Origin of the sequence: Aeromonas sp. 5HA1, from assembly GCF_029237245.1 — a bacterium.
In the GTDB taxonomy this organism is placed as follows: domain Bacteria; phylum Pseudomonadota; class Gammaproteobacteria; order Enterobacterales; family Aeromonadaceae; genus Aeromonas; species Aeromonas salmonicida.
This window is the reverse complement of record NZ_JAACFW010000004.1, coordinates 175558-192395: the sequence shown is the minus strand read 5'-3', so window position 1 is coordinate 192395 and position 16838 is coordinate 175558. Positions and strand designations below refer to the sequence as shown.

Sequence of the window (16838 nt, the reverse complement as noted above, 5' to 3'; positions counted from 1 at the left end):
AGGTGATTAGTATCAAATTTTGGAGTTTTATTACAACCGCAGTCCCGATGGCGCGCGTACAGAATTCAGCCCATCCCGGACCTGGATTTAAAAAAACAAACCAAATTAGCGACTTATACCAGTAAAAAGCACTGGAAAAAGTGATCCAACCAGTCAAAAAAAATGTTTTACCGGCCCTCTATCTTAGCGCTTTTTGTTCTTACGAAATCTGCTCCGATCACAGATATCGGGGCGAAAACAGGAAAAGTAACTGTTTTGTAACAGACAAGGGGCCGGCCACCCGCCAAATGGCAGGCCCCGACCCCTCTGAATTAATCGTTTCGATCCCGACGTTCTGCCCCTGTGCCGTTACCAGGCGGCTTCATAAATATGCTGGCTCTGCACCAGATCGATATCGCCATGCTCGCCAATGGCGGTCATGCCGTGCTCCGCCAGCTTGCCGATCAGGGTGTCGATGCCCAGCTCGCTCAGACCATAGTCCCGCAGGCGAGTCTTGACGCCCATCCGCTCGAAGAAGTCACGGGTGGCGGCAATGGCCCCGTCGATACGGTCGCTCTCGCTGCCGCTGCGCAGATCCCACACCCGCTCTGCGTATTGCAGCAACTTGGCATGCTTCTGCTGGCGCTTGGCCTGCAACAGGGCGGGCAGCACCACAGCCAGGGTCTGGGCGTGGTCCAGGCCATGCAGGGCGGTCAGCTCGTGACCCAGCATGTGGGTAGCCCAGTCCTGGGGCACACCGGCACCGATCAGACCGTTGAGGGCCATGGTGGCACTCCACATTATGTTGGCGCGCACCTCGTAGTTCTCCGGTTCCACCAGCGCCTTGGGGCCCTCTTCGACAAGGGTCAACAACAGGCCTTCGGCGAAGCGATCCTGCACCTTGGCATTGACCGGGTAGGTGAGGTACTGCTCCAGGATATGGATGAAGGCATCCACCACACCGTTCGCCACCTGACGAGCCGGCAGCGTGTATGTGAGCACGGGATCCAGCACGGCGAAGCGCGGCATCACGAAGGGCGAGAAGAAGTGCACCTTGTCACCCGTGCTGCGGCGGGTCACCACGGCACCCATGTTCATCTCGGAACCGGTAGCCGGCAGGGTCAGCACGGCGCCGAGCGGAATGGCGGAGCGCACCTCGTTACCAACGGTCTCGAGTATGTGCCAGGGATCCCGGGCCTCATCGTAATGGGCAGCGGCGGCGATGAACTTGGTACCGTCGAGCACTGAGCCGCCGCCCACGGCGAGCAGGAAGTCGATGCGCTCGGCGCGGGCCAGCGCCACCGCCCCCATCAGGGTCTCGTAAGTGGGGTTGGGCTCGATGCCACCGAATTCAAACAGTGTCATGCCCGCCAGCTCGTCGCGGATCTGGGCCAGCAGGCCGGTACGCACCACACTGCCACCGCCATAGGTGATCAGGATGCGGGCATCGCTCGGGAGCTGTTCACGAAGCTGGGCAACCTGGCCCTTGCCGAACAGGATCTTGGTCGGGGTATGCAGAGTAAAGTTGTTCATCGACATTGCCTTTCTATGTTTCGGGCGGCCAGGCCGCAAAATGTGATTGCATTTTTCTCCAGACCACCTCTACCATCAAGACAACATCCTGCTTGATTCTTGCCTATTTCTACAAACCCGCCAGAATCACCACAAATGAGACTCCATGCAGAACCGTTACACCGACCTCGCCGCCAAACTGACCCGTCACGTCACGGCTCCCGGCATCACAGCTTCTCCGGTTGAGCAGGTAAACCTTATCTACACCACCGAGTACCACGGTCGCACCCCCGTGCTCTACCAGCCACGGATGATAGTGATACTGCAGGGACACAAGGTGGGCTATTTGGCGGATCAGGTGTTTCGTTACGATCCCAGCCACTATCTGCTGATGACGCTGCCGCTGCCCTGTGAGTGCGAGTGTTTTGCCTCCCACGAGCAACCTCTTGTCGGTTTCTCCCTCGAGATCAACGTCGCCACCCTGCAGGAGCTGCTGCTGGAACTGGGGGATGCCCTGCCCGCCCCGGCTGTGCAAAAGAGCGGTGTCCACTCAGTCCCCCTGTCCGAAGAAATGTTCTGTGCCGCCGAGCGACTGATCGACCTGATGGACAAGCCCCACCACGCCCGGGTGCTGGGACCGCAGACAGTGCGGGAGATGCTGTTCTACGCGCTGCATGAGGGGGGTGGCCCGGCGCTGCAGGCGCTGGCCAACCGTCACAACCATGTGGGCCAGATAGCCAGGGTGCTGCGTATGATAGAGTCGCGCTTCGCCGACAACCTCACCATGGAGGAGCTGGCGCGGGAGGTGAACATGAGCGTCTCCGCCTTTCACCACCACTTCAAGGCGGTCACCTCCACCTCGCCGCTGCAGTACATCAAGTCGTTTCGCCTCCACAAGGCGCGGCTCATGATGCTGCACGACGGCATCAAGGCCGGTGCCGCGGCGGCAAAGGTCGGCTACGAGAGCAACTCCCAGTTCAGCCGGGAGTACAAACGCTATTTCGGCAGCACGCCAACCGATCAGGCCTCCCGCTTTCGGGACGGCCAACTTCGTATCATTGAGGGATAAAAGAGGGATAACTTATGCGTTCACTGTTCTGTCTGTTGTGTGGCCTGCTGTTGACGGCCTGTACCGGAATGGCCGATGGCATCCGTCCCGTCACCGGCTTCCAGCTCGACCGCTATCTTGGTACCTGGTATGAGATAGCGCGTCTGGATCACAGCTTCGAGCGGGGGCTGGAAGAGGTCAGCGCCAGCTACAGCCTGCGTGATGATGGTGGCGTCAGGGTGATCAATCGGGGCAAGCAGAGCGATGGCAGCTGGCGCGAGGCCGAGGGCAAGGCCTATTTCGTTGACAAGCCGGACGAGGCTCGGCTCAAGGTGAGCTTCTTCGGCCCCTTCTACGGCGGCTACAACGTCATCGATCTTGACCCCGATTACCAGCTCGCCCTGGTGACCAGCTACAACCACGACTATCTCTGGATCCTCTCCCGCACCCCCAACCCGCCGAAAGCCAAGGTCGATGCCCTGATCGCCAAGGCGAGAGAGCTGGGTTTTGCCACCGACAAGCTCATCTGGGTCAAGCAGCCCGGATAACCTGCGAACATGCAAAAGGGCAGCCCGCGGGCTGCCCTTTTTATTGCTGGCCGGTTTAGAGCCGGAAGCGGCCTATCTCCTGCTCCAGCCGCTCGGTCAGCGACTTGAGCTCGGCGGCCTGAGCGGCCTCTTCGCCCGCCTGCTCGGCCAGCTCCTGAGAAACGTGGCGTATGTTCTCGGTATTGCGGCTGATCTCGCTGGTGACCGAAGTCTGCTCTTCGGCCGCCGCCGCTATCTGGGTCGCCATGTCGCTGATGGAACCTATGGCCTGGTTGATCAGTGACAGACTCTGGTTGGCGGCTTCCGCATCCTCCACGCTGGTGCCCGCCAGCTGGCGACTGGTCTCCATGCCACCGACCGCACGGCGAGTTGTCTGCTGCAGGGTTTCTATCATCTGCTGGATCTCGTCGGTGGAGTCGTGGGTACGCTTGGACAGCACCCGCACCTCGTCCGCCACCACGGCAAAGCCACGACCCTGTTCGCCGGCCCGTGCCGCCTCGATGGCGGCGTTGAGCGCCAGCAGGTTGGTCTGCTCGGCGATGCCGCTGATGGTCGCCAGAATGCCGCTGATCTTCTGGGCATGGGCATCCAGCTCATTGATGATCTGGCTGGCATCGGCCACTTCATCCGCCAGCCCTGTGATGCTGCGCTGGCTCTGGCCAACCTGGGACTGGCCCGCAACGGCGAGCTTGACCGCATCCCCCGAGGTGGTGGCCGCAAACTCGGCGTTGCCGGCGATCTCCTGAGTTGCAGAAGCCATCTCGGTTACCGCAGTCGCCACCATGACGATCTCGTCCTGTTGCTGGCGCACCCGCTGGCTGCGAGCCAGGGCGCCGGCCGCCTGAGTACGGGACTGGGCCGCCAGTTCGACGGTCACATCCCGCAAGCGGCTGACGATGCCGTGCAGGCGGGCCACAAACTGGTTGAAGCTCTCGGCCAGCTGGCCCACTTCATCCTTGCTGCGGGTGTTGATGTGGACTGTAAGGTCCCCCTCGCCGTGGGCGATATCGTGCAGCGCCCCTGCCACCCGGCCCAGATCCTGGAACAGGTACTTGAAGGTGCTGGTCAGCACCAGGCCGAACACCAGGATCAGACCCGCACTGATGAGTGACAACTGCAACAGCAGGCTCTGCAACGGCGCCATCAGCACATCCTCATGCATCACCATGGCCAGCAGCCAGTCGGTGTTGGGGATCGGCAACACCAGCATCTTGGTGTCACGTCCGCCAATCTGCACCGCCTGCAGGCCGCCCTGCTGACTCATGCCCACCAAGCGGTTGGCATCGAGCTCAGGCGCCAAGTCCTGGCTCTTCTTGAGCGCCAGATCCTTGTTCGGGTGAGCGACGATAAGGCCGCTCTTGTCCAGCAGCATGGCGTAGCCATCCCCCTGCACCCGCATCGCCAGCACATCCTTGATGAGCTGTTCCAGCGCCAGGTTGGCACCGACCACACCGGCCAGTCGGCCCTGCTGCATCACGGGCTCGGCCAGGGTCACCACCAGCTGCTGCATGGTCACGCTGACATAAGGTTCCGTGATAATGAGCTTGCCCGCCTTGACCGCATCCTGATACCAGGGCCGCGCACGCGGGTCATAATCACCCTTGTTGAGGGAGGGATCGTTGCGGGTCATCACCCCCTCCTCCGAGCCGTAGTAGGCCAGCCCGAAGCCGCCGGATCGCAAGGTCTGCTGCAGATGAGGCACCAGCTCGGACGTCGGGTGGTTGGCGATGACATTGACCTGGGCGGTCAGGCTCTCACGCCTGTCCTGCATCCATTTCCCGATCCCCTCGGCGTAGGCGCTGGCATAGTTGCGCGCCTCGCTGTCGATGGCGCTCAGGGTCTGGTTTTTCAGGGTATAGAAGGCGGTCATGCCCAGCAGGCAAACCGTGATCAGGACCACGCCAAGACTGGTGGCCAACAACTTGCCGCGAAGGGAGAGATTCATGGGATATCCTTATGGCTGTCTCAATGGCGTCAAACAAAGCTGCACACCTTGTGTGGACTATATCGACTGAAAATCCCGTTCCATGAATATCAATCCCTTGATTTTAAATGCATCAGTAGCGACCCCCCTGGCAACACTCCTTTCCATCCGGCACTCATCCTTTCCCTCTTGATCCACTGCCGGTGCAACCCCGACCAATGTAAAAAGGCCGCCTTGAGAGGCGGCCCGTCTTGTATCCCGTCACACGCGCCTACCTAGCGTACCCGAGCGATGGCGGTGTTGAGCCTCATGTTGCCGGCCCCGGCAAGCTCAATCTGTGGTAGGTTGGTAGACCCATTGCGCTTAAGGAGACCCTTATTCCATGCCCCGAAACATAGAGATCAAGGCCAAGATCGCACGGATCGACACACTCCTCCCCAAGGCAGCCGCCATCGCCAATCAGGGTCCCATCGAGATAGCACAGGATGATACTTTCTTTCGCTGCGAGTCAGGCCGCCTCAAACTGCGCACCCTATCGCCCTCTGCCGGCCAGCTCATCTTCTACCGCCGTGCAAATCGGCAAGGTCCCAAGGAGAGCTTCTATCACGTCACTCCAACGAGCGAACCGGACAGCCTCCGCGAAACCCTCAGCCTGGCCTGTGGCCAGATCGGTAGGGTGCGCAAGACGCGCACCCTCTTTCTAGCCGGCAGAACACGGATCCATCTCGATCTGGTCGAGGGGCTCGGTCACTTTCTCGAGCTAGAAGTAGTGTTGGAGGATGACGAACTGCTCGAGGCAGGGATACAGGAGGCTCACGACATTATGGCGCACCTTGGTGTGGAGCCCTCCCAGTTGATCGAGGGTGCCTACATGGACTTGTTGGCAAAGACGCTGGCCTGACCTTGCGATAACAAACAGGCCGCCCGCAGGCGGCCTGTTTCCATTAAGTGACCCTTACTTCACTCGGGCGATGGCGGTGTTGAGCCTCATGTTGCCAGCATCCAGGCTCGGAGTTTGACCGTAAAACTCGAACTCCAGCTTGACCCCGGGGCGGAACACCAGACAGTGGGTCGAGCCGCCGAAGTGGAACATACCGAGCGGATCCCCCTTCTTCACCCTGTCCCCCGCCCTCACGGTAACATCGCAGCTCGACACCTCAGCCATGCCCACAGGCACCACGCACATCAGCCCGATTTTGGGGTTGTCTGCTTCGATGAAGATCAGCGCCCGGGTTGCCACCGAGGTAAGGAAGGGCTGCGAGTTGTTGGGCGCGCTGGGGTCCGCCCCCTGCGGGTCGACAAAGCCCTCGAACTGGTTCTCCAGATAGTAGGTGCCGTTGACCACGCGCACCTTGCGGATGGTACCGCTCACCGGGCTGTGCCAGCGGTGATAGCTGAGCGCACTGAGGAAGGCCTGATAGACGGTGCCGCCATCGAAGCGGGGCGCCAGATCGTCGAAATCGAGCATGTTGTCCAGGGAATAGGGCTGTCCCTTGAGCCAGAACTGATCGCTGCGGCTCACCCCTTTCTTCACCTGCAGCGGCGCCGATTCGCAGGCGTTGACGATGACGTTGTCATCCTCAGGTGCCGAAACAGGTCGCACATCGGGACGGAAGGTGCGGGTGAAAAAGTCATCCCAGCAACTGAAACCGTGATACTCGGCCGACGGGTCACATTGGAAAATCTGCTCAAAGCTGCCAGGTGTCGGATTTGTCCCTTCCCCCAGGGCCCCGCAGGCCACCTTGACCATTTCGCTCTTGGCCGCCTTGCCGAGCCAGGGCACCACCAGAGTCTCTTTATCCAGCTTGCTGACCGGCTCATTCAGCACATAGCGTGAGGCCGGGCTTTGCAGAAACAGCGCCCAGTAATCGAGGATTTTCTTGAACTGCTGATTGATCAGGGCGTTGGCAAAGAAGTGATAACCGAATTGGGTCGCCATGGGCCAGTCGAGCAGGGCATTGATGGGAAAACCGATAAGGCCGGAGGGTTCGTGCGTCGGAATATCCTGATATGCCTCTGGTGCCGTGGTCATGATGCCGTTGAGCAGCCCCAGAAACTCCTCGAAGGATCGCACCTCGACCTGGCCGAGCGGGGTCAGATGCTTGTGACGCCAGGCCTCCTTGAACATGGCTTCTGCCTGGGCGTGCAACCAGGGATCGGCATTGACCAGATCCCGCAGCTCGGCGATGGGGGGCACCAGCTCACCCGGCTGGTTGGCGACATAGTGCTTCATCCGCCGGATCCAGCGAGCTATATGGGCACTGTCCCGGGGTACCCAGCCACCGGGGCGAGACTTGTTCAGTCGGGTTTCAACTGCCTCGTTCATGAGTCTATCTCCGCAAGTGATGTTCACGCCCACAATCCACGGCTTGAGCATTGGCTATCTGAGTGCCATCAAGGCGCAATGGCACCGCCCGTCTTGTGTAGCACAGGGAGCCATGAAGCACGATTGCCAGAAACGACAGGGCGGATTGGTGCAATAGCGACTAGCGGTCAAGGCAGGCGTTGAATGTGAAGCGAGACAACTGCCGCGAAACGACCGCAACACAGGGAAGAGAGAGGGAACCAGGGGAACAAAACCGGGAACGCAGAAATGCGAAAAGCCAGCTCAATGAGCTGGCTTTTCTGAAAATGGCAGGGGCGGCAGGACTCGAACCCGCAACCATCGGTTTTGGAGACCGCTGTTCTACCAATTGGAACTACGCCCCTGCAACAAACGAGGCGAATTATACAAAGCCGGGTTCAAAGGTAAAGGCTTTTTTCTCACTTTCGATGCGATTGCACAAATGACGAGCAACTTGCATTAATTTGCGCAGCATCACTGGGTAACTTGCTGTATTTACAGCCTTGTCAGGGTAGGAAAGCCGCATAAATGGGGGTAGGGTGAAGATTGGTTCAGGGAGGCTGTTCATGCTCAATTACCGATTGCTCCAACAACTGGCGCCGCTCAACTTCAGGGATGAGCGCAAGACGGAGTCCCTGCCCGACTATCTCGACCGGGTTGCCTCGCAGGTCCCCTTCATTCCCCACAGCGTGCTTTCTCAATGGATTTATCGTCATTGGCGCGGTTTTGAGTCCAACTGGAGCTTTATCGATCTCGCCCGTCACCAGTTTGAGTGCGAGCAGTGGCCCACCGAGCGGATCATCGCCCAGACCGGCTCCCGTCATATGGAGGTGATCGAGCGCTGGGGCGAGATGCTGCGCCACAACCGCTACGTACGTCGCTCCTGGCTCGGCGACTACATGCTGACGCAAGGCACCTGGTCAGAGCCCATCATAGTGCTGGCCACGGCGCCGGATAGCCGTTACCCGGACGGGCAGCCGCTGCCACAACCCTATTGCCTGCTGGAAGGACATCACAGACTCGCCTATCTGCGTTCCATGGCCGAAGATCAACACCCCCTGCAAACAGAACACAGCGTGTGGGTTTGCCGACCCGTTCACGGCACTTAAACGTTTTCCTATGCAAATCCTGCCTTTGAAATAAATTTTTGACAATTCAAAAACCGGCCCTATAATCTGTCCGATTTTGAAAAAGGTCGGGACAAGACGATGCAGTTTTTGATTCGGAAAACAGCCTTGCAGACGGGTGGTGCGCACCAGAGCGGCCCCGTTGTTTCCGGTTCCCGCCCCACAGATCCCCAGTTATTTTTAAAAAAGGCCCCTGTTTCAGGGGCTTTTTTTTGTGCCCGAAAAACCTTCATTGATGTCAAAGGGAATGCAGACGATGACCAATCCACTCTATAAGAAACATGTCATCTCCATTTCGGACCTGACCCGGCCCGATATGGAACTGGTGGTCGCAACCGCACAGCGGTTGAAGGCCGAGCCCGACACCCGCCTGTTGAAAGACAAGCTGATTGCCAGCTGCTTCTTCGAAGCGTCCACCCGCACCCGCCTCTCGTTCGAGACCGCGGTTCAGCGCCTGGGTGGCAACATCATCGGCTTCGCCGACGGTGGCAACACCAGCGCCAAGAAGGGCGAGACCCTGGCCGACTCCATCAAGATCATCGGCTCCTACTCGGATGCCGTGGTGATGCGTCACCCGAAAGAGGGTGCCGCCCGCCTCGCCTCCGAGTTCTCCCGCGTGCCTGTCATCAACGGTGGTGACGGTTCCAACCAGCATCCGACCCAGACCCTGCTCGACCTCTTCTCCATCCATGAGACGCAAGGCAAGCTGGACGGCCTCAACGTGGCCTTCGTGGGTGACCTGAAATACGGCCGTACAGTTCACTCCCTGGCCCAGGCCCTGAGCCTGTTCAACTGCCGCTTCTTCTTCATCTCCCCGGAAGCGCTGGCGATGCCGGACTACCTGTGCGAAGAGCTGGAAGAGAAAGGCATCCAGTTCAGCGTGCACGAGACCATGGAAGAGGTGATGCCTGAGCTCGACATCCTCTACATGACCCGGGTCCAGAAAGAACGCTTCGACGAGACCGAATACAAACACATGGCCGCCAAGTTCGTGCTGGAGCTGGCGACCCTGGAAGGGGCCAAGCCCACCATGAAGATCCTGCACCCCCTGCCCCGCGTCGACGAGATCGATGTGGCGGTCGACAAGACGCCTCACGCCTACTACTTCCAGCAGGCGGAAAACGGGGTCTACGCGCGCCAGGCACTGCTGGCTCTGGTACTGAACGAAACCGTCTAAGGGAAAAGGGGAACATCATGTCCGAGAAGAATCAACTGCAAGTCGAAGCCATCCGTCACGGCTCCGTCATCGACCACGTCCCCGCCGGCCAGGGCATCAAGATCCTCAAGCTGTTCCAGCTGATCGAGACTCAGGAGCGGATCACCGTCGGTTTCAACCTCAAATCCGGTGCGCTGGGCAAGAAGGATCTCATCAAGATAGAGAACACCCGCCTGACCGCGGAACAGGCCAACCAGCTGGCCCTGTTCGCCCCCAAGGCGACCGTCAACATCATCGAAGACTTCGCCGTGGTGAAGAAGCATCAGCTGGAACTGCCTGAGTTCATCACCGGTGTGTTCCACTGCCCCAACTCCAACTGCATCTCCCACAACGAGCCGGTCGACAGCTACTTCCGGGTGCGCGAGGTGAAGGGCGTGGTACGCATGAAGTGCAAATACTGCGAGAAGTCCTTCACCCAGGACATCGTCAGCGAACGTTATTGATAGCCAAGTGGGCCCCATGGGGCCCATTTTTGACCCCTGTCACATCACAGATTCTCCGTTTAGCTATAATTTGCCATCCTATAAAGGCTAAACATCGTTGATTCCCTGCCTCACGTCTTACCATCAGAATTTTTAGCTATAAAAAGGCATTGATGGCAGATATCGAGCGATAGCCTCCGGTCACCGTCAAAGGAAATCGCCGTGGTCAAAACCCTCAGTCGTCCCGTTGAACAAGAGCCCGATCTGGCCCAGCTGGATGCCTGTCGCCAGATCATCGGCCAGCACTGCTACAGCACCCAGGAAGAGATCCGCCGCGAGCTGTCGATGCGCGGCTTTGCCGACATCAGCCAGTCCACCATCTCCCGTCTGTTGCGTCGCCTCGGCGTGGCCAAGGCCCAGAATGCCAACGGCAAGAAGGTCTACACGCTAGTGGACGATCAGCTGGAACCCGCCGGCAGCACCCGCTCCATTCACGACATGGTGCGCGAAGTGGTGCACAACCAGCAGATGGTGCTGATCCACACCACACCGGGCGCCGCCACCGTAGTGGCCCGTCTGCTGGATCGCAACGCCAATCCCGAGATCATGGGCGCCGTCGCCGGCAACGATGTTGTGCTGGTCGCCCCGCGCCATATCAGCCGTACCCGTCAGGCCCACGCCGCCGTGGTGCGCACCCTGGAGCAGGCCCGCTGAGCTCCTCCCCTGAATGCAGCAAGGCGACCCAGGTCGCCTTTTTGTTGTCTTGCCCACCTGATTGCGGGCTAATGTAAGAGGAGCACCGGATTCCCCGTCCTGTCTTGTTTCTCGGCCATAAAAAACGGGAGCCACTGGCTCCCGTTTCATGTCGTCTTTCACCTGTTATGCCAGCACGGCACCCAGGCTCAGGCAGGCTACGATCAGCACGGTCAGGATACCGAGCAGCGGAGCCACCCACTTCAGCCAGCGCACATAAGGCACCTTGGCGATGGCCAGACCGCCCATGACGACGGCGGAGGTCGGGGTCACCAGGTTCACCAGACCGGAGGCAGACTGATAAGCGGTCACCACCAGCTCGCGACCCACGTTGGCGAAGTCGGCCAGCGGCGCCATGATAGGCATGGTCAGCACGGCCAGACCGGAGGAGGACGGCACCAGGAAGGAGAGCACCACTTCCAGCACGAACATGACGTTGATGAACACCACTGTGGAGAGACCGGTCACTATCCCTTCTGCGCTGTGCAAAATGGTGTGAGTGATCATGCCGTTGTCCATCACCACCACGATACCGCGAGCGATACCTATGATCAGGGCCACACCGAGCAAGTCGCGGGCACCGTCGATGAAGTTGGTGGTCAGCTCCTCTTCGCTCATGCGGGAGATGACACCGACTATGATGGCAGCGGCCAGGAAGACGCCGGAGATCTGCGCCATCCACCAGCCGAGAACGGCCACACCGTAGATCATCACGGCGAAGGCGGCGACGAAGATACCCAGCACTATCTTGCGAGTCAGAGTGAACTCCAGCATCTGGTCGCTCTTGTTGCCAAGGAAGTGGGCACGGTTCTCTTCCCACTTGTCAGCCACCAGGGATTTGCTGGGGTCGTTGCGCACCATCTTGGCATAACGCATCACATAAGCCACGCACAGCAGCCAGCCGGCCACCAGCATGGCGACACGCAACCAGATGCCGTCGGTGAAGGAGATGCCCGCCGCGTTGGCAGCGATTACGGTCGCAAACGGGTTGATGGTAGAACCCAGAGTACCGATACCGGCACCCAGCAACACGGTTGCCGCAGCCACCACAGGGTCGAAGCGGGCGGCCATCATCACGGGCACCAGCAAGGTGTAGAAGGGAAGCGACTCTTCGGCCATGCCGTAGATGGTGCCCCCTGCGGCGAACAGCGCCATCAGGATCGGGATCATCCACTCTTCACGGCCACGCAGCCGATCGGTAACGCGCTCGATCCCGGCATCAATGGCACCCGTCTTGGTCACAATGCCAAGAAAACCACCGATGATAAGGATGAAGAGGGAGACGTCAATGGCGCCGGCCTCATAAGTGTCATGGTTGTAGAGACCATCGATAGGCGCCAGCAGCACGTCGACTATCCCCTGGGGATTCCCCTCTACCAGCTTGTAGGTTCCGGCCACCGGCACTTCCTTGCCGAGGGCATCGTTCATGATCATGTCGTATTTGCCGGCTGGCACTACCCAGCTCAGGGCGGCCACCAAGGCGATCAGCACAAACAGTATCGTGTAGGCTGACGGGAACTTGAATTTGGTCATGGTCCAGCTTCCTTCTGTGGTGTGGTATCCATGCAAGCTGCGGGTTGTAGGGTTAGAGGTATTATGCCGCCGTCACATGGTCGAAAAGCCGGGGGTTACCCCCCGGCACCACTACTGCGACCTTAGTCGCCCAGCGTAGCAACCATCACTGCCTTGATGGTGTGCATCCGGTTTTCGGCCTCGTCAAACACGATACTGTGCTCTGATTCGAACACGTCCTCGGTCACTTCCAGACCTTTCATCCCATATTTGTCAGCCACTTCCTTGCCCATGGTGGTTTCATCGTTGTGGAACGCCGGCAGGCAGTGCATGAACTTCACATCCGGGTTCTTGGTGGCGTTGATGACGTCCATGTTGATCTGATACGGGGTCATCAGTTTCACCCTTTGATCCCAGGCTTCTTTTGCTTCACCCATGGATACCCAGACGTCGGTGTAGAGGAAGTCGGTGCCCAGCACACCCTCTTTCACATCTTCGGTCAGGGTGATGCGAGCGCCTGTCTCTTCGGCGATCAGGCGGCACTTGGCAACCAGATCCTCTTCCGGCCAGAAGGCTTTGGGGGCAACCAGGCGGATATCCATACCCATCTTGGCGGCACCGACCATCAGGGAGTTGCCCATGTTGTTGCGGGCATCACCCAGGTAGGCGAACTTGATTTGATCCAGACGTTTGCCCTTGCCGTGCTCCAGCATGGTCATGAAGTCGGCCAGGATCTGGGTCGGGTGGAATTCGTTGGTCAGGCCGTTCCAGACCGGGACACCGGCATAAGCGCCCAGCTCTTCCACGATCTCTTGGCCGTAGCCACGATATTCGATGCCGTCATACATGCGCCCCAGTACACGGGCGGTGTCCTTCATGGACTCCTTGTGACCGATTTGGGAACCGCTTGGGCCGAGGTAAGAGACTTGCGCGCCCTGGTCGAAGGCCGCCACTTCAAACGCACAGCGGGTGCGGGTGGAGGTCTTCTCGAAGATCAGGGCGATGTTCTTGCCGGTCAGGTGTTTGCGCTCATAGCCACCGTATTTGGCTTTTTTCAGGTCGATGGCCAAGTCGATCATGTATTGGATTTCGCGTGGGGTGAAGTCCAGCAGTTTCAGGAAGTTACGGTTACGCAGATTAAAAGCCATGATGAGTTCTCTCTCTATATTTGTTCAGACCAAATAGGCAGTAGTGTTGGCTACGCATTCACAGTTCAAATTTGTTCGAGTCACATTCGGGTGCGCTATTGGCTACACACCCACGGTGCGAGTGGCGATGATATTGGTGCCGGCCTCTCCCTTGAGGATGGCCAGGCCATCTTCCAGCGAGCCGATCCCGACCATGCCGCCGGTCGCTTTGACAAATTCACAGGACGCCTCAACCTTGGGCCCCATGGAGCCGGCATCGAACTTGACGCCAGCCAGTTCATCCGGGCTGGTGACTCGCAGCGGATGCTGGGTCGGCTTGCCCCAATCCAGGTAGACGGCATCGGCATCGGTCAGGATCAGCAGGGCGTCGGCCTTGATCTGCTTGGCCAGGTAGGCGGCAGACATGTCCTTATCGATGACGGCTTCAATACCGGTCAGGCACTTGCCATCCCAGGTCACGGGAATGCCACCACCACCGGTACAGATGATGAGGTGTCCTTGTGCAATCAGGGTTTCGATGGCATCGCCTTCGACGATGCGCTGGGGCAGCGGTGACGGCACCACGCGGCGGAAGAACTTGCCGTCAGCCTTGACGACCCAGCGCTTCTCTTCAGCCAGGGCGCGGGCTTCCGCTTCCTCATAGACGGGGCCGATAAACTTGGTCGGATTGGCAAATGCCGGATCCTTGGGGTCAACCTGCACCTGAGTCAGCAGCGCGGTCACGTTGCGGCTCGGCATCAGGTTTTTGAGCTCCTGGATCAGCATGTAGCCGATCATGCCCTGGGACTCGGCGCCCAGCACATCCAGGGGATAGGGAGACACCTTGGTATAGGCGCTGTTTTGCAAGGCAAGCAGGCCGACTTGCGGGCCGTTGCCGTGCACCAGCACCACGTTGTACTCCTGAGCTATCAGGGCGATGGTCTTGGCGGCGGTGGCGATATTCTTGCGCTGGATATCCGCCTCAAGGGGCTCGCCACGACGGAGCAGGGCATTGCCACCCAGGGCGACGACGACAGTTGGTTTTTTCATGAGTGTTGATCTCGAATCTTGGTATGTGTGGCGCCAGCCTCTGCCGGCGCCACGCCGTCTTGTCAGATGCCGTCACGTTCCATCGGGCAGCTCATGCAGCGGGCGCCGCCGCGGCCACGACCCAGTTCTTCACCCGGAATGGAAAGAACTGTGATGCCGGCCTTGTCATATTTCTCGTTGGTGTAGGTGTTGCGCTCATACCCCACCACCACGCCAGGACGCACTGTCAGCACGTTGTTGGCATCGTTCCACTGTTCGCGTTCGGCTTCGAAGCTGTCACCACCCGTGGTGATGAGCTTGAGCTGATCCACGCCCAGCGCTTTTTCAATGGCGGAAACAAAGTAACCCTCTTCCTTGATGTTCATGCCGGTGGCACCGCCCGGAGTCAAGCTCCAGCAGTTCACGTCCTTGCGGATGACTTCCGGATAGACGGAGAAGGTATCTATATCCATGTGGGTCATGACGGTATCCAGGTGCATGCAGCTGCGGTGTTTCGGCAGTTGCATGGCGATGACCTGTTTGGCCTGACCGTGTTTGAACAGGCTGCGAGCCAGGTGCTCGACCCCTTGCGGCGTGGTGCGCTCGGACATGCCGATGAGCACGGAGCCACGACCGATCACCAGCACATCTCCCCCTTCGATGGTGGAGTTGTCATAGTCATGATCCTCATCACCGAAGTACTTGATGAAGTCCTGACCGGCGAACTGCGGGTGCCAGCGGTAGATGGCCTTCACATGGTTGGTTTCACGGCGACGGGCGGCCTTGGCCATGGGGTTGATGGAGACGCCACCGTAAACCCAGCAGGAGGTGTCCCGGGTAAAGAGATGGTTCGGCAGAGGTTCAATGATGAAATCGGTCGGAGCGTGCATGCCGACGACCATGTTGACGCCACTGTAAGGCATCTCGGAGTAGGTCAGGCCGCCGGAGAGGATGCGGGCCAGCTCACGGTGCGGCATGTCCGCCAGGAAGCAACGCACGTCATTGGCAAGAGAAGAGCCGAGACGATAATCGGAGACCTGATGTTGCAACAGCCAGGTTTTGGCTTCCGGTACATCCAGGGTTTCAGCCAACAGGTTGGTCAGCAGGAAAACTTCGACATTCTGATCGCGCAGTACCTGAGCGAATTTGTCGTGCTCCTGACCGGCACGCTCAACGGACAGGACATCGTCGAACAGCAGATCCTGGCAGTTGGAGGGGGTCAGACGCTTCAGACTGAGGTTGGGGCGGTGCAGCATGACGCGGCGCAATTGGCCAACTTCAGAACCTACATAAAATTTGCTCATGATTATATTCCGTCTAGCAGTGGTCCCTGCGAGTGATTGAATAGATTCCTTCTATTCATGCTCGTGGCTAAGGCGGGATATTCTTTATGTAGGGTACTCAGCTTGTGTTCTATCCTGCCCTTGCCTTTCGAGACCGAGGTTAGACCTGCAAATCACGCCAAACTTGGACATTGATCACATTCAGCCAGAACTGAATAAAACCACAGTTTATTCTTTGACGAGCATAACAGAACTGACAATCTCCCATTCAAGAGAACCGCTTGAATAAGCAATTTCCTACACTTTAATTTCATATTTCAGCTTATTTCATTCATTTTAAATCTCGACAGCGCAAAACAAACCAAAACAAAAAAACTTGTTTTTCATACACATAAAGAGAGATTCCTAATCTATTGAATTTAATATTCAAAAAAATGAATTCTTCACTGATTTTAAAAGGAGGGAGACCAAGATAAATAGTCATAACCGGATCGCTCGCTGAATAATCCTCTTCTTGTCCCAGATCATGGCATTGTGCCAGACCCGCCAGCACAGGCCTGTGCCGCAAGCTGTCAGTGACATACCTTTTATATGGATATGCACAAAACCAGCATCTTGGTCATGCATTTTTCACCGACCCTGCCACACCCTCTTTTCAAACTTTTTTCATTAGTTGAATTTATTTCGCAACCTTGCGTCACAGGCCGACTCGACTTAACTCAGAAAGTGATCCGGATCACGCCCTGTTCTGTCACCAAGGAGATAGTCATGAAGATCAAGTCCCTGTTTCTGCTTGCCGCCCTGGTTCTGCCCGCAACACCGTCCCTGGTCAGCGCGCAAGGCGCCCCTGCCATCCCCATGGTGGTCTGCCATGTGGACAAGGCCCCCCAGATGCTGGTCCCCGAGTATGTGTGTCAGTGGTACGGAGGTCGTCAGCACTACTGAGTGTGAAAGCCAGGAGGAGCCCGGCTCCTCCTGGCTTGTCATGCATCAACCCCCTCCTATACTCAAGGC

The 16838-nt window shown here is 58.4% G+C and carries 15 protein-coding genes and 1 tRNA gene; 8 read left to right on the top strand and 8 right to left on the bottom strand.

All coding sequences use genetic code 11. From position 1 onward, the window contains the following. Window positions 1-348: 348 nt before the first annotated feature. On the bottom strand, window positions 349-1512 hold the full coding sequence (gene yqhD, locus GWQ27_RS05690) for an alcohol dehydrogenase (RefSeq protein ID WP_021140788.1): 1164 nt from the start codon (window positions 1510-1512) through the stop codon (window positions 349-351). A 145-nt stretch (window positions 1513-1657) separates the two neighbouring features. Between yqhD and GWQ27_RS05685 the strand changes: the two genes are divergently transcribed. Further along, window positions 1658-2560 carry an AraC family transcriptional regulator gene (locus GWQ27_RS05685; RefSeq protein ID WP_219598005.1) on the top strand — a complete coding sequence of 301 codons (903 nt, stop codon included), beginning with the start codon at window positions 1658-1660 and terminating at the stop codon, window positions 2558-2560. 14 nt (window positions 2561-2574) lie between these two features. Next, window positions 2575-3087: a lipocalin family protein gene (locus GWQ27_RS05680; protein WP_275906888.1), complete on the top strand. Its 513-nt coding sequence runs from the start codon at window positions 2575-2577 to the stop codon at window positions 3085-3087. A 55-nt stretch (window positions 3088-3142) separates the two neighbouring features. On the opposite strand, the gene GWQ27_RS05675 is transcribed toward GWQ27_RS05680, so the two are convergent. After that, window positions 3143-5032 carry a methyl-accepting chemotaxis protein gene (locus GWQ27_RS05675; protein WP_021140785.1) on the bottom strand — a complete coding sequence of 630 codons (1890 nt, stop codon included), beginning with the start codon at window positions 5030-5032 and terminating at the stop codon, window positions 3143-3145. A gap of 361 nt (window positions 5033-5393) precedes the next feature. Here GWQ27_RS05675 and GWQ27_RS05670 point away from each other — a divergent pair, with 361 nt between their 5' ends. Continuing rightward, a complete protein-coding gene (locus GWQ27_RS05670) occupies window positions 5394-5912 on the top strand; it encodes a class IV adenylate cyclase (protein WP_059111823.1) in 519 nt (172 codons plus the stop codon). 54 nt (window positions 5913-5966) lie between these two features. Here GWQ27_RS05670 and GWQ27_RS05665 read toward each other — a convergent pair whose 3' ends face one another. Further along, window positions 5967-7337 carry a phosphatidylserine decarboxylase family protein gene (locus tag GWQ27_RS05665; protein ID WP_275906887.1) on the bottom strand — a complete coding sequence of 457 codons (1371 nt, stop codon included), beginning with the start codon at window positions 7335-7337 and terminating at the stop codon, window positions 5967-5969. A 306-nt stretch (window positions 7338-7643) separates the two neighbouring features. Continuing rightward, window positions 7644-7720 (bottom strand) — tRNA-Trp (locus GWQ27_RS05660). Between the two features lie 201 nt (window positions 7721-7921). On the opposite strand from GWQ27_RS05660, the gene GWQ27_RS05655 reads away from it, so the two are divergent. The 4 genes from GWQ27_RS05655 (at window position 7922) to GWQ27_RS05640 (ending at window position 10834) form a co-directional block, all read left to right on the top strand. Beyond that, window positions 7922-8464: a hypothetical protein gene (locus GWQ27_RS05655; RefSeq protein WP_275906886.1), complete on the top strand. Its 543-nt coding sequence runs from the start codon at window positions 7922-7924 to the stop codon at window positions 8462-8464. A 274-nt stretch (window positions 8465-8738) separates the two neighbouring features. Then, window positions 8739-9659: an aspartate carbamoyltransferase gene (gene pyrB, locus GWQ27_RS05650; protein ID WP_275906885.1), complete on the top strand. Its 921-nt coding sequence runs from the start codon at window positions 8739-8741 to the stop codon at window positions 9657-9659. Between the two features lie 17 nt (window positions 9660-9676). Then, window positions 9677-10141, top strand: coding sequence for an aspartate carbamoyltransferase regulatory subunit (gene pyrI / locus GWQ27_RS05645; RefSeq protein WP_005318436.1), 465 nt, complete (start codon window positions 9677-9679; stop codon window positions 10139-10141). Between the two features lie 201 nt (window positions 10142-10342). Next, window positions 10343-10834: an arginine repressor ArgR gene (locus GWQ27_RS05640; RefSeq protein WP_005318434.1), complete on the top strand. Its 492-nt coding sequence runs from the start codon at window positions 10343-10345 to the stop codon at window positions 10832-10834. 165 nt (window positions 10835-10999) lie between these two features. On the opposite strand, the gene GWQ27_RS05635 is transcribed toward GWQ27_RS05640, so the two are convergent. From GWQ27_RS05635 to arcA, 4 genes are all read right to left on the bottom strand, one after another. After that, entirely contained in the window at window positions 11000-12406 is a 1407-nt protein-coding gene (locus tag GWQ27_RS05635) for a YfcC family protein (protein WP_275906884.1), read from the bottom strand. Between the two features lie 122 nt (window positions 12407-12528). Next, window positions 12529-13533 (bottom strand): ornithine carbamoyltransferase, encoded by a 1005-nt coding sequence (gene argF / locus GWQ27_RS05630; RefSeq protein WP_021140781.1) that lies wholly within the window; start codon window positions 13531-13533, stop codon window positions 12529-12531. A 102-nt stretch (window positions 13534-13635) separates the two neighbouring features. Continuing rightward, window positions 13636-14562, bottom strand: a complete 927-nt coding sequence (arcC, locus tag GWQ27_RS05625; protein ID WP_005318428.1) for a carbamate kinase — start codon at window positions 14560-14562, stop codon at window positions 13636-13638. Window positions 14563-14624: 62 nt separating this feature from the next. Next, window positions 14625-15845, bottom strand: a complete 1221-nt coding sequence (gene arcA / locus GWQ27_RS05620) for an arginine deiminase (RefSeq protein ID WP_058395113.1) — start codon at window positions 15843-15845, stop codon at window positions 14625-14627. 747 nt (window positions 15846-16592) lie between these two features. Here arcA and GWQ27_RS05615 point away from each other — a divergent pair. Then, on the top strand, window positions 16593-16769 hold the full coding sequence (locus tag GWQ27_RS05615; protein WP_005318424.1) for a hypothetical protein: 177 nt from the start codon (window positions 16593-16595) through the stop codon (window positions 16767-16769). Window positions 16770-16838: the final 69 nt, after the last annotated feature.